Origin of the sequence: Novosphingobium sediminis, assembly GCF_007991615.1 — a bacterium.
In the GTDB taxonomy this organism is placed as follows: domain Bacteria; phylum Pseudomonadota; class Alphaproteobacteria; order Sphingomonadales; family Sphingomonadaceae; genus Novosphingobium; species Novosphingobium sediminis.
The window spans coordinates 1-12,790 of the sequence record NZ_BJYR01000027.1; the positions used below are offsets into that span (position 1 = coordinate 1).

Below are 12,790 nucleotides of genomic sequence, written 5' to 3' on the forward strand. Positions count from 1 at the left end.
GCCGAACTCTCCAGCGCCATGCTGGGCGCCGAGCTGGGGCTGCCGGTCACGCATCTCGACAGCCACGCGAGCTATATCGAGCACTGGCTCAAGCTTCTGAAGCACGACGACCGCGCCATCCTTACCGCTGCGGCCAAGGCCGAAGAAGCTGCGAGCCTGCTGCTGAAGCTCGGCGGGAGAGTCACTCCTGAGCAGTTTGACGACGTGTCAGACGACGCTGCGCTTGCGGCCTGAGGGAGGATGTCATGGGCCGATCCGTCAGCTATCCCAGCGGCGCTATAGTCGCCTTCACGGTGCTCGAGGTCGAAAGCGAGGACGACTGGGAATTTGAGTACGAATGGCTGCGCGACGATCTACGCGAACGGGCATCCAGAGCCTTTCCGTCCCTGATCCCGCATGACGCCTGGCGAGGTCGGGAGGACCGGACCCTCATGCGCAATGCCTACGCCGATTTCGGCGTATCGGTCTATGGCCTGCTGGTGGCCGTCTGGATCGTAGAACGCGATGACGGGGCCTATTGGGACGCCGATTGGCGCACGGCCCGTTCACCCCGCGCACAGCGCTGGCTGTCCCAGATCGCATCCCGTTTCGATGCCACATTCGGCGACTATGATTGCCTCGGGCACATGTCGAACGGCGAGGGGGTCTACACCAAGCGCGCAGCTTGAGCTCCGCGAGTTGGTCACGCCCAAAGCTTTGGGTTGCCATCCCTGACTGAGCTTTGCCGGCCGCACATGGTCTGTCGCCATGCGAGAGAGGCCCTGGGCCAGCCGCCAGCCTTGCGCAACCCGGCTTGGCGGGCCCGTGTTGGCCTTCGCCCTTCAGGCTCAAGGCCTGCCCGCGCCAGCCCGCCAAGCCGGGTTTCCCCTGACGGGTGCGCAATCCTGCCTGAATGCTGGCCCTGACGGGCTCTCGCTGGCGCAGCCATGAACGGATGCGCCCGTGTCACGTCAGTCAGGAGGATATCCCATGCACACGTCATTTGCCGACCAACTCGCCGGGCTCGATCTTGCCGGTTTCTCGATCGGACCCGCTCCCGTATCGACAAGCGATTTCCCGGTCCGGGAGGCGGTCGTCCAAACTCTCGAAGCGGTCTGGTCCGATCTTTTCGCCATGGTGTCCGGGACAGCTCTCGAAGCCGACGCCGAGGATCTTGGCTGGGCTTTCGTCAACATCTTTCACCGCTCGGCCGAACGTAAATCAACTGCCGTCGACCGGGCGACCGACGAGGTCCGCGCGCTGATTTCTACGGCCGATGGATCCGAGGTCCACACACATGAACTCGAGACGCAGGTCGAGCGGGCGCAGTGCGCCGAAAGTGCGATGCTGGCGCTCGAGGAGATGCGCGAGGTTGCAGCAGCTCTTTACCTCAACGAGTTCGGTTCCTCTTGGAAGCCGGTCTCCAGTTCGCGTTTCAATCACAGCGTCATGCTCACCTCGGCGCTCGTCGAAGGGCGCGACTTCCTGCGTGCCCGTGCCGAGGCCAAGCGTCGTGCGGCGGTGCCCGAAGGAACCCCGGTCGTCTTCGCTGGCGGGCGCACCCGTCATGCGACCGAAGACGATGCGCTGACCTTCGGCAACAATGTCTGGGCAACGCTCGACAAGGTTCGTGACCGTGTGCCCGACATGGTGCTCATCCATGGCGGCGACACCAAGGGAGTCGACCGCCTGGCATCTAGCTGGGCTGAACGTCGCGGCATCCCGCAGGTCACGTTTTCGCTCGACATGCGTCTGGGCGCCCGTGCCGGCTTCAAGCGCAACGAGCGGATGCTCTCCCTCGATCCGCGCTACGTCATCGCCTTTCCGGGCAATGGCGTACTCGAACGTTTGGTGATCGAGGCCAAGGCTCGGCGGATCACCGTTGTCGATCGCCGCGGGCCCCTTGGCACCAATCCAAAGAGCAGTTCGGCAGGGACTGACTAAGGTCATGCCTCGCGCCAGCGCCCAATCGGCGCTGGCGTCATCCATCAGAGGAAAGGCGAGCGCCTGTCGTTTGGAGCCAGCGAATGGCCGTTGGCGTCATTCACCAGGAGGTATTCCATGATCGATATCGAGGCCCTGATGGCCGACTTTGCCGTCCGGCAGGCGGAGCGGCAGATGCAAGTGGCCGAAGAAATCCAGCAGCTTAAATCAGCCATTCTTCCGCGGTTGCTGGAGGCTGACATCGCACGCGTCGAGATCCGCTTTGACGGCTGCGGCGATAGCGGTGCCGTTGAAGAATGTGCATGCCTCGATGCAGCCGGCGCGGCGATCCCGTGCCCGGAAGTCTCCCTCATGGAAGGCGAAGCAGACAGCGTTGATCTTACCGGTTCCGAAGAGCTGCAATCACTAGGGCAGGCACTCGAGCAGCTGACCTACCTGGCGCTCGAATGCCACCATCCGGGCTGGGAGATCAATGACGGTGCATGCGGTGAACTGGTGATCGATGTGGCCGAGGCGACCTTCGTGCTCGACTGCAGTCTGCGCTTCACCGCGACCGATGATCACTCGACCGAGCTCTAGGAGAACTGGCATGGCACATTGTTACTACCACGCCCTCTCGTCGGTCCGAAAGTGGGGCGGCACGGTCGATGACTATCTCCCTCTGCACCAGTGGTTCGACCAGTCGAAGGCTATTCTCGCAGACCCCCGTCACCGCGCGCTGCGGCACCATGCCGAGGGGATATTCATGCTCGAAACACTCTTCGGCGAGACCCTCGTCAATGCCGATAGCCGGGTCGTTCCGGTACGTCTGGTCGGCGAACAGCACGTACGTGAAGACCTGGGCTCGATCCCTTCCTTTGCTGATTGGGCGCGCTTGATCACGCCGCAGGCCTGGATGCTTCGAGGCAACCCTCTGGACGGCGCTGAAGGGGTGACTATCGACATGCCTCTCCCTGGCGAAGCAGATGCGTCCAAGAATGAGCCACCTGTTGGAGGAGCGGTCAGTACGATGATCTAAGAAGTGGTTCTCCGGTGGAAGGTCAGCAGGGATGATCCGGCCAAGACCGGAGGGAAACGAGGCAGGGCAAACCTGTTCAAGGCATCCAGCTCCACCCGGCTTCGATGCAAACCTGTCCCTGAATCACCCCCCGTCGAGACGCGCAACCCGGATCAGGTCCGGCCGAGTTGCCGGGCTGTGCCCGGCTGCCCGCACCACCCGAACCAGTTCCGGGTTCCCCTTCGGTGCGCTTCGCCATGGGGCGCTTCTGCTCGGGTTTTGCAGCCGGGATGGACCCGGAATGCTCGATCAGGAGAAAGCCCATGACCAATCTCGTTATCCTCGTTGGCCGCATCGCTCGCGACCCCGAGACCCGCACCACCCAGGGTGGAACCAGCATCACCTCGATCTCGGTCGTGACCGACCGTCCCGCGCGCAAGGATGGCAAGACCTACAAGGACGAAAACGGCTACACCGCCAAGGAGAGCGAATTCCACCGGATCACTTGCTTCAACGGCCTGGGCCAGAACGTCGCCAAGTATTGCACCAAGGGTCAGCTCGTGACGGTCGAAGGGCGCATCCACTACACCCAGTGGGAAGATCAGAGCGGCGCCAAGCGCTACGGCTGCGAGATCATCGCCGACAAGGTCGACTTCCTCACCAAGGGCCGCTCCGGCAGCAACGAAGGTGCTCCCGATATCGACGAGGACTGAATGTCCTCACCCTGCGACAAGGCCCCGGTGGCAGACGCCATCGGGGCCTTTTCTTGTCCACGCCGGCGATGCGGCGGCGCGGGGGATCGAACCCCTTGCCGCCGCCGGGTTGGGCTACGCGGGAGCTATCCGCTTCAGCGTTTCCTCGATCCCGAGTGTCAATGCTCCTCGGACGATTTGACGCAGCTGGGCTGGTTCGATCGTCTCGGCGCCGCACTCGATCAGCATCCTGCCGAGTTCGATTGCTGCCTCCTCGCGGAGACGCGCCTCCTCGTTTTCGAGTTGGGCACGCTGTTCACGCAGCTTCCTCAGCGCATCGCGTGCAGTAGGTTTGGACCTGGCCATAGTGCTTCCTTCTTGCTGGCCGTTGGTCCCCTCCGCTCTCGATCTTGGCACTGCGAGGTCATGTAGGAAAATGGTTTGTGGGGCAGACGTTGCACTTCTTCGCTGACGTTGGAGAGGTCTCTCTCGCAGAAAGACCAAGTCTGATGCGGGCTTTGGGGCTGCGTCAAGGACGACGGGGCCCCACCATTTTTACCGGGCAAGCCCGGCAAAAATCGTTGCCCCCATCGCCGCTTTGCGGCCGCTATCGCGGTCCCTGACCCAGCCCGTCACCCACATCCTTCGCAGCTCCTGATGCGACGCATCGAACATCAGGAGGGAAGAACATGTACGCTTCACTGAACATTGCCGCTGCAGGTTGCCAAGCAGATCAGGCAGCCTTCGTTGCAGCTCTCGATCAGGCCCATGCCCGGTCCTATCACAGCTACTACACGCAGTACGTCCTGACCGATAACGAGGCAGGATACATCGCGGTCGACGAAGGAGATTACGGCGCCTTGCCCAAGGCCATGCTGGACCGTGTCATCGACACTGTGCCGGGCCGTCTCAGCGATGAATTCTGACCCGCCGGTTTGGGAGGAAGTCCGTCAGGGCTTCCTCCTTTCTTTTTGCTCGTAGACCGTTTCGGCATCCCTCAGCCGGTACGGGAAGGCGGGTCGCCAGCGTCAGTCGGGGGTATCGGTACGGTCGAGATCGGCGAGCCGCTCCGGCATGCCCAGGACCTTCAACGCCGCGGCCTCGATTGCCTCTGCCTGCGTCGGGAAAGCCTCGGAAGAACTGATCGACACACCGTTCGGGTAGGTGACCGTCGCCTGGAAACCGTTGCCCTTCGGTGTCGCACTCAACGTGACCTGGCCCATGCCGCGCTTCCTTGCTGCCATCATTAGTGCCTGCAGCATAGGCATCGATACCGTCTGTGCCTATCAGGATCCGAGGGGCGGCAACCTGTTAAGCGCCGTCGATTCTCGGGGTCACAAACCGCATCATCCGTTACAGGCTCAATAGCTGGTTCCTGTCCTCGCAGCTGGGGACTTAGGAGCACACCCTACGCGGAATTTCCGCAAGAGTGCGATGTAAGCATCTGAAAGTCAGTGGATTTGCTCCATATAACGAGGGGCAAAATCAGTGTCAAGAAATGGCTATTCGGTTCCGCACGAGGCGGAGTTGGAACCCGCTTTCAGGACGAATCTTGAAGCGAAATCCGGCGTACTCAACAGCGCCCATGTGCACCTGAACGGCAATGTCGCTCGGCGGGTCGTGAAGGACCGCGAGTTCTTCTGGTGGGACACGGAGCTGCGTGGCTTCGGCCTTCGCTCCTATCGCAGCGGGAGGAAATGCTGGTTCGTGCAGTTGCGCCAGCGTGGGAAGCAGAAGCGGATCACACTGGGCCGTCCTGGCAACATGAATGCCGAGCAGGCCCGTGCCGCGGCGCGTACGGAGCTTGCGAAGGCTGCTCTAGACGGGCTGCCCGCAGCATCGGTGTCAGCGCGAAAGTCGTCCGGTGTAATTCGTTTCAGGGACTATGCTCCACAGTTCTGGAATGACTATTCGCGCCACTGGAAACCATCAACAAGAGCGAGGAGTCACGGCGTGATCTTCGGAGAGCTCGTTACCACGTTCGGGAGTTTACGAGTGGATGCGATACGGCGCGCAGATATTCTCCGCTGGCGGGATAGTTGCGCGGAGCGGGGAGGGGCCTTCAACCGCAGCATCCCGGTAATGTCGGCGATGATGGGTTATGCGGAACAGCTTGGCCTGCGTCCGCGTGGATCCAACCCCTGCAAGGGGACACCGCGATACAAGCGCAGGGCGGTGGAGCGTTTCCTTAGCGCCAGAGAGTTCGAGCGGCTGGGCAACAGGCTGAGGGCGCACGAGGAGCTATTCCCGCTCGCCGTGCAGGCGATCAGGCTCATCATCTACACCGGTGCTAGGCGCGGCGAGATCGAGACCTTGCGCTGGGAGTGGATACAGCCGCCTCGCCTCATGTTGCCCGACAGCAAGACCGGGCCGAAGATCATCTATCTCAATAAGCAAGCACTCGCCGTGATCGACGCCATTCCCGATCGCAGGGAGACTGGGCTGGTCTTCCCGGCCCAGCGCAAACCTGGTGCGGGTATCAATCTCAACCCTGCTTGGGCCGCAATCAGGAAGCATGCCGCACTGCCGGATGTTCGCCTGCATGACCTGCGGCACAGCTTTGCCTCGATCGCTATTGCCGAGGGTATTTCGCTGGTCGTGATCGGCAAGCTTTTGGGGCACGCCTTGGCCGAGACCACCGAACGCTATGCGCACCTTGCCGACGAAGCGATCTCGGATGCGGCGCGCCGGGTGTCCGGATCGCTGGCGCGTTGTCTGGGGCTGGCAGCATGAGTCGGCTCGCATTGGCACGGATCGTTGCCGAGGAGCTGGCAACGGTCCGCGAGTTCGAGCAGGGCTCCGCCATCAGGGGGCGTCCTCGCCGGACCGAGTGGTCGGAGCGTCTCCCGGGCTTTGGCATCCGCTTCTACAGCACCGGGCGAAGCGTCTACATCGTGCAGGCACTGATGAGCGGCGCCACCCGGACCGTCACGCTGGGAAGCACGAACGTCTTGAGCAAGCATGAGGCTCTCAAGGTTGCGCGGCGCGTGTTGCTTCGCGCGCAGATTGGCGACGACCCGGCAAGTGAGCGCATGCGCATACGCGGGGCGCCCAGCTTCGCCGACTTTCTTGACCTCTACTGGAAGCGCGCCTCGCCGAAGTGGAAGGCGCGTACGCTCGACACGCAAACCAACTATTGTCGCCTGTATCTCGGCAACGCCTTTCCCGGTAAATTCATCGACGAGATCGATCAGGCCGATGTGCTGGCGTGGTTCAACCGCGTCTCGAATACTGGCGGGCCTGGCGCGGGCAACCGCTGCTTCGACATCCTGCGATCTATGTTCAACTGCGCAGAGCGATGGGCCTATCGGCCGGAAGGCAGCAACCCGTGCGCCTTTGTCAGGCCCAACAAGCGCCGGAAGTGTGAGCGATTCCTATCTGATCAGGAAATAGCTCGTCTTGGCAAGGTGCTCGACGCAAGACGACAAACCGACCCATTGCGGGCGATCATTATCTACATGCTGCTTCTGACTGGTTGCCGCCGCTCGGAGATCACCGATTTAAGGTGGGGGGAAGTGAAGGGGAGCAGGCTCCTGCTTCACGACAGCAAGACCGGTCCTCGCACGGTCTGGCTGGGCGAAGAAGCGCGCATATTGCTCTCGTCACTGGAGAGGCGCGGCCCCGCTGACCACGTGTTTTGGAGCAACCTCACAAAACGGCCTGTGCGCGACATCGAAGGTTTCTGGACGCAGGTCAAAGCCGAGGCCGGACTGCCCGGTGTCAGGTTGCACGATCTCCGCCATAGCTTTGCCAGCCATGCTGCCGTCCGATCGGAAACCCTGCCCATGATCGGCAAGCTGCTAGGCCATGCCAAGCTGCAATCGGCCGCGCGGTATGCCCATCTTGATGACGCGCCGCTGCTCGATGCCGCCGAGCGGATCGGTGAGCTCATTGGCGAGGCTATGGGCGAATGCTGCTCAGCAAACGGTCACGCAGAGTTAAATGATTGTGGCATCATCCATTCGGCATTGCCTATGCTACCAGCGAATTAATCGAAGAGGTGATGGCGTAGGCTTCGTGAGCCGATCCAAGGTTGTGGTCGCTTTGCGCTTCTATCTTGTTGACAAGGGCCCAAGGCGCTCGGCTGGAAGCCACCAGCCGGCTCACCGTGTTGTGCTGGGCTTTTTTGGTTCCGACGGGACGTATTGTACGGCAGGTCTGGACACAAGCGGACGTCCGATGCAGCCTGACCGGCACCGCAGAGTGACGAAGCTCGGGCCGCTTACAGAATGGCAGAATTCGGGATGTGTCCGGCAGATAATTGACGTTCTGGTATGCCGCTCGTCGGGTAGCTGCCGCAAACATAGCCGCCTTTCACGACGCCTTGCTTGGCCGTCGAAACCGGCTCCTTTGAGCATGCGCCCCCCGGCGATACAGCCATAAGCTTCTCAATATATATATTCGATTACGATCAAGCTTCGAGACTCGCCGCGCGGCAGGGCTGCACTGGAACCAGCACCGGTTGATCAAGAGATCATTTCACATTGGTACGCAATTATCGGCGCCAAACCATGCCTCAGCCTGACTGAGGGCCTTGGGCGATGGATTATGAAAATATACGGCAAGTTCCTCCTTGGCCCGTGTGCAACAGACGTAGAAGAGCTTCTGCGTGCGAGCGAAAACGCTCGGATTGCCATTGCCTTCAAAAAGATAGTTAAAATTATAGTTGTTCCAGCCCCCTGAATCCATCACAACAAGAATCCGGTCGAACTCTCGACCCTTTATCTTGTGCTGTGTCGAGAAGGTGGTTCGTCCTTCGAGATAATCATAAAGATTTTTGAATGAACGAAATGGAACGTCCTTTACACGATCGTAAAGATAACCCTTTGTTTCGGTGAAATTTCTGTAGCGATCATCATTGACGCACAATCCGGTTTCATGGGCAAAACGTATGACCTCCGATGCAGGTGCATCGCCCATCGCACAGATTGCCTCGATGCGCTCCTTCAATCGCGCTTTGTCATCTGAACGAGCGAGCCTGTATTCAGTGTGGCGAAGAAACTCGTTGTATCGACGCTGCTGGTAAAGGTGAACTACCTTTTGTATCTTAAAGACATGTCTAATAAAATCGCAGCGGTTCGAACCCTTGCGCGCGATCTCATCCTCGCTCTGTTTTTTGTCATCGACCAGTTGCTCCTTGTCGACATACATGCGCCGAAATTCACGGAAGTTTCGCGCTTCGGCATTCATCATGAGATCTGGTCGCTCTTCGATAAAACTTCTCATGCCGGCCGTTGGCGAAACAGCATTTAGGGCAGGCCCCGACTTGCCTTTCTGTAGCAACGCAACCGTCTCTCCGAATGTTAGGCCATCATAGTTATTCAGATCGTCAGACTTCTTAATGAAGGCGACGATTCGATCGCGGAAGCTTAGCACTCCATCTCGGTCGTAGATGGCCATTAGGTCGCCAAATCCGGCCTGAGGTGCGATCAGGTTGTGCGTAAGATTAAGCTCTTTCGTTTCCAAAACATCCGAGAAATCCCAGCCGAGATGATTTTTGACATCCTGAAGCCGACTGTCGCCACCCATGGTATAGTAGAAGCAAATATGTCCGTCCCTAACGCTTCCCCCGCGCATGTTGGGCGCGGTGAGATCCTTCGAAGCGTGCTGGACGATTCCATCGGCTCGAAGCTTGTTCGCGAGTTCAAAAACTAGTCGAGGATTGCGTCGGTTCTGCTCCTTCTTGACCTCCGCGACCGCACCAGTCGCGACATAGGATTGTATGTCGCCGACCCCATCTTCATAGATCGACTGCATAGCATCGCCGAAAAAGCCGCAGACTCCCTTGCGTGTGCTTTGCGTGAGATAGTCGAGGAGTATCATGACGACCTGTGGCGCGGTGTCCTGATACTCATCCACAAGAATATATCTGAAGCGATCACGAAGAATGTCGCGCAGCTTTGGATAATTTTCAAACATCGCAGCTGCCAACTTTATAATTTCGTCGTGGGAAATGATGCCTTCGCTGAGTAGCATGTACTCTTTGTACTGGATATCTTTGTGAGCGAACATATCGGCCGACACCAACGTACTGCCAGGCCTTATCATTGGATCATCCCCGCTCAGCAGCTTGATCAGCGTAACCTTAAGCTCCGTTTGGTAGGGACGAATTGTTCCCCAAAGAAAATCGTGGATCGTACTCACGAATAGCCGCGCATTTGACACGCGCGATTCAATTTCGTGCACAGCTGCATTCGTATAGGTAATACATGCGATAAATGCGCTCGGGTCTGTTCGCAGCAGCTCGCCGATCACCTGAACCAGCGAATAAGTCTTTCCGCTACCAGCGCCTCCACTGAGCAGGAAGTTCTGGTTTTCCGCAATATGGGCAAGGACTGACTCGACAGCCGACTCCAATTTCAGTCCTGTTTGATCCACGCTAGGCCTTCCTCGATGTATTTAGGAGTCTTCCAATTGTGGAATTCAATGTCGAACGTTTTCTCTTTCCCTTCAGGATTCTTGATCACCTGTTGGACAGTTTCGCTGTTTAGAAGAATGTCAATTGCGAGCGCTGGTTTTTTGATAATACCGTTCTTCGCCATTTCGAAGGATGAACCATTTTTATCAAGATAATTCCTCAAATGGCGGTCGACGAGACTGGGAAAACCGACTCGGTCTTCGTCAACTTTGCTTGCGGCCTGCATGAACGCTCTGTTGATGTGGAAGAATGCGTCCTCGAAGCTACGTGCGTGATAACTCGTGCCTGCCTCGTCCGCCTCAGCCACCTGGAAAACGCACATCACGCAGCCATCGGGATGTGGACCCCATTTCCCGGTTGCACCGTCTTTCAGTACGGTTTTCTGCGCGAGTGTGAGCCCGATAAAATAGGCGATTTCGGACCCCTTGCCGTGGTAGAATCGAAGGGCAAAGTTGGAGGTATGTGTGGCGCCATCGATCGGATGTGCAGAAACAACCTTTTGCGGTTCTTTATCCGACCTCTCGACGACCTCTTCCTTCCCAGAGTCGATATCGGTGACAATCAGTGTCTTCACACCGATAAAATCGAGAAATATCTCGTAAATATGTGAATGTGCACCGACTTCGATGACCGAGATGTTCTGCGACAACAGGGCGAGAGCCGGGGCCTTACCAGAAGCCCAGGCCGCGCAGGCGTCAGCCTGATCCATCTTGCGCATCATGGCCGGCAGAAGGATACGCTCGGTATCCCCCTCAACTAGGATGGCTTTGTCCGCGAAGAATAGCTGGGAGCGATGGAGGGTAAGATACTGCTTCAGAAAACGATAGTGTCCGGGCTCACCCGAAGAGTCGTAAAGCGCGCGAAGATCTTTGATGCTTCTAGAGCTGGTCTTGGCGGCGTGCTTTCGAAAATATTTGATATCGTCGAAATCACATTCGGCCACAATGTGGGCTGAATGCGTAGATACGATTGTTTGTAGGGGGCGGCTGACACCATCGGCATTGACGATTGTGAGGCCGACAAGTTCCTTAATGTTCTTGATAAACACCGCTTGCATTTGCGGGTGAGTGTGGGCTTCGGGTTCCTCTATGAACAACAGGTTGATATCTGCCGGGCGCGGGGCCGTAACCCGCTTGAACTCATTAAGAAGAATTTTAATCTCGAAAATCATACTGATTAAATTGAGGTAGCCGAGCCCGTTATAGCTTTCGGGCAGTACAGGTAAATCTTCCCCATGCCCGTACATCACGGTCGTATTCTCCTCGAGCAGGTCCCTATGCCGAAGAGTGGATGTGATCCTAATCTGCGTATCACCCTCCCGGATACCGCCGAACTGCCTCACATCCGCAATTACGTCCTTAAATAAGCCGGCGTAGATTGCATCGAGTTGCACGTCGGTGTCCCTGAGCGCAGCCTTATAAGTCTCAATTACGTCGCCGTCACCGGAGTCCGCCGACATCGCTTTATAGATCTTGGCGGACATCGCCGAAAGGCCTCGATCCGAATCCCGGTTGGACACAGATCGGCGCGCATTGATCCGCTTGAAAGAAATTATGTCATCGACCGCGATCTTTTCTTTGATAAGATCGACATAATTCTCCTCTACGACACTGTTTTTTACGTGATCGAACTGAACGCTGCGACGTGCAATATTGAAATAGCGGTGATGCTCCGCGCGCAGGAAATTTGCAGCCGTCACGGCCTTCTCACCCCTTCTAGCCTTCTGCACAGCGAACTCGCGCCGCATAGCAACCAGATTTTCTTGGGTGAGATGATAATGGAAGTCGAGAACGATAGTCCGGTTCGCAGGATCGAGATCCATGATGACCTTGTTTCCGACGTTGGCAAGATCATCGTTCGGCTCGTAGTTGATGAAGAGGCGCAGAGAGATGCCGCAGATATGGGGAGGATCCGCCGCTTCGGCTTCTCCCACCAGAACTTTCGCCAAATAAATTTGGAAATCTAGATTGAAGTCATCGAATTCGAAGCGGGGCGTGACGCCACCGCCGAGGAAACGTTCCAAGGCAAGCAGTAACGAAGTTTTTCCCGAGTTGTTTTTGCCGACAACAACCGAGAGATATTTTTCAAGATCAACTTCGAGGTCGTTCAACGACCGGAAGTTCAAAATCCGAAGCTTTTCTATCCGCACGCCGCCGCCCCGCTAAATCAGAAGTCGTGTCACCCTAATTTGCGACCTTCAAAATGTGAAGTGGGCTGCGCAAAACATCGTCAAAAATGAACCGGTTGCGGCCCATAGATTGGGCGCGGAGGGACCTATTCTCGAAAATTTCCGTGCTTGCCGTTCGGTGCCATGATGGCCGACCGTTGGATGCAAGGAGCATCCGCTCGCCAGTCATCTTGGCAAGGTGATCGAGGACATGACCAACGAATCGAACTGGATTCTGCGACGCCCGCAATGTCGTGCTAGATGCGAGAAGATTTCCTCGAGTGGCAGCTAAGGGGGGAAGCGAAAATGCCGAAAATGATCGAATTGGGCGAGCGCATAGCTGTCGCGTCCTGAGACCTGCCACTGTGGGTAACCGCATCGAAGGGAAGCTATCCGAAAGCTCCGCCCAAGAACCAGCGTTCCGGACTGTCCTATATAGCGGGCTAATCAATCCCGCCGATGCGATGACCCCTTTCAGGCAGTCATCGGTGAAGCTTTGATAACCGAGATCAGGGCGCCTAGCGGACTTTCAACATGAGCTTAGCCTGCCCCATATGACCGAACGCGTGTGGGAGCTGCTAACTCCCTCAACC

The 12,790-nt window shown here is 57.8% G+C and carries 13 protein-coding genes; 9 read left to right on the forward strand and 4 right to left on the reverse strand.

Annotated elements, in window-relative coordinates; all coding sequences use genetic code 11:
• From NSE01_RS18270 to NSE01_RS18295, 6 genes are all read left to right on the forward strand, one after another.
• A partial coding sequence (locus NSE01_RS18270; RefSeq protein ID WP_246135287.1) for a zincin-like metallopeptidase domain-containing protein occupies positions 1-234 on the forward strand: 234 nt, incomplete at its 5' end.
• 11 nt (positions 235-245) lie between these two features.
• Positions 246-668 carry a hypothetical protein gene (locus NSE01_RS18275; protein WP_147161107.1) on the forward strand — a complete coding sequence of 141 codons (423 nt, stop codon included), beginning with the start codon at positions 246-248 and terminating at the stop codon, positions 666-668.
• A gap of 301 nt (positions 669-969) precedes the next feature.
• Complete coding sequence (locus NSE01_RS18280) at positions 970-1,923, forward strand: DUF2493 domain-containing protein (RefSeq protein WP_147161108.1); 954 nt, start codon at positions 970-972, stop codon at positions 1,921-1,923.
• Positions 1,924-2,040: 117 nt separating this feature from the next.
• Positions 2,041-2,502 carry a DUF6878 family protein gene (locus tag NSE01_RS18285; RefSeq protein ID WP_147161109.1) on the forward strand — a complete coding sequence of 154 codons (462 nt, stop codon included), beginning with the start codon at positions 2,041-2,043 and terminating at the stop codon, positions 2,500-2,502.
• Between the two features lie 10 nt (positions 2,503-2,512).
• Positions 2,513-2,941, forward strand: coding sequence for a DUF6915 family protein (locus NSE01_RS18290; RefSeq protein ID WP_147161110.1), 429 nt, complete (start codon positions 2,513-2,515; stop codon positions 2,939-2,941).
• A 302-nt stretch (positions 2,942-3,243) separates the two neighbouring features.
• Complete coding sequence (locus tag NSE01_RS18295) at positions 3,244-3,633, forward strand: single-stranded DNA-binding protein (RefSeq protein WP_147161111.1); 390 nt, start codon at positions 3,244-3,246, stop codon at positions 3,631-3,633.
• 114 nt (positions 3,634-3,747) lie between these two features.
• Here NSE01_RS18295 and NSE01_RS21800 read toward each other — a convergent pair whose 3' ends face one another.
• Positions 3,748-3,978, reverse strand: a complete 231-nt coding sequence (locus NSE01_RS21800) for a DUF6437 family protein (RefSeq protein ID WP_246135288.1) — start codon at positions 3,976-3,978, stop codon at positions 3,748-3,750.
• 323 nt (positions 3,979-4,301) lie between these two features.
• Between NSE01_RS21800 and NSE01_RS18305 the strand changes: the two genes are divergently transcribed.
• On the forward strand, positions 4,302-4,538 hold the full coding sequence (locus tag NSE01_RS18305; RefSeq protein ID WP_062770814.1) for a hypothetical protein: 237 nt from the start codon (positions 4,302-4,304) through the stop codon (positions 4,536-4,538).
• 102 nt (positions 4,539-4,640) lie between these two features.
• Here NSE01_RS18305 and NSE01_RS18310 read toward each other — a convergent pair whose 3' ends face one another.
• Positions 4,641-4,835, reverse strand: coding sequence for a hypothetical protein (locus NSE01_RS18310; protein ID WP_147161113.1), 195 nt, complete (start codon positions 4,833-4,835; stop codon positions 4,641-4,643).
• Between the two features lie 265 nt (positions 4,836-5,100).
• Here NSE01_RS18310 and NSE01_RS18315 point away from each other — a divergent pair, with 265 nt between their 5' ends.
• Entirely contained in the window at positions 5,101-6,345 is a 1,245-nt protein-coding gene (locus NSE01_RS18315) for a tyrosine-type recombinase/integrase (RefSeq protein ID WP_246135289.1), read from the forward strand.
• On the forward strand, positions 6,342-7,604 hold the full coding sequence (locus NSE01_RS18320) for a tyrosine-type recombinase/integrase (RefSeq protein ID WP_147161114.1): 1,263 nt from the start codon (positions 6,342-6,344) through the stop codon (positions 7,602-7,604). Before NSE01_RS18315 ends, NSE01_RS18320 begins: the two co-directional genes overlap by 4 nt.
• Before the next feature lie 487 nt (positions 7,605-8,091).
• Here the strand turns inward: NSE01_RS18320 and NSE01_RS18325 are convergent, their stop codons facing one another.
• Together NSE01_RS18325 and NSE01_RS18330 are read right to left on the reverse strand one after the other, a co-directional pair.
• Positions 8,092-9,990 carry a UvrD-helicase domain-containing protein gene (locus NSE01_RS18325; protein ID WP_147161115.1) on the reverse strand — a complete coding sequence of 633 codons (1,899 nt, stop codon included), beginning with the start codon at positions 9,988-9,990 and terminating at the stop codon, positions 8,092-8,094.
• The gene (locus NSE01_RS18330; protein ID WP_147161116.1) at positions 9,972-12,179 is read right to left on the reverse strand and encodes an ATP-dependent nuclease; all 2,208 of its coding nucleotides are present in this window, start codon (positions 12,177-12,179) and stop codon (positions 9,972-9,974) included. Before NSE01_RS18330 ends, NSE01_RS18325 begins: the two co-directional genes overlap by 19 nt.
• Positions 12,180-12,790: the final 611 nt, after the last annotated feature.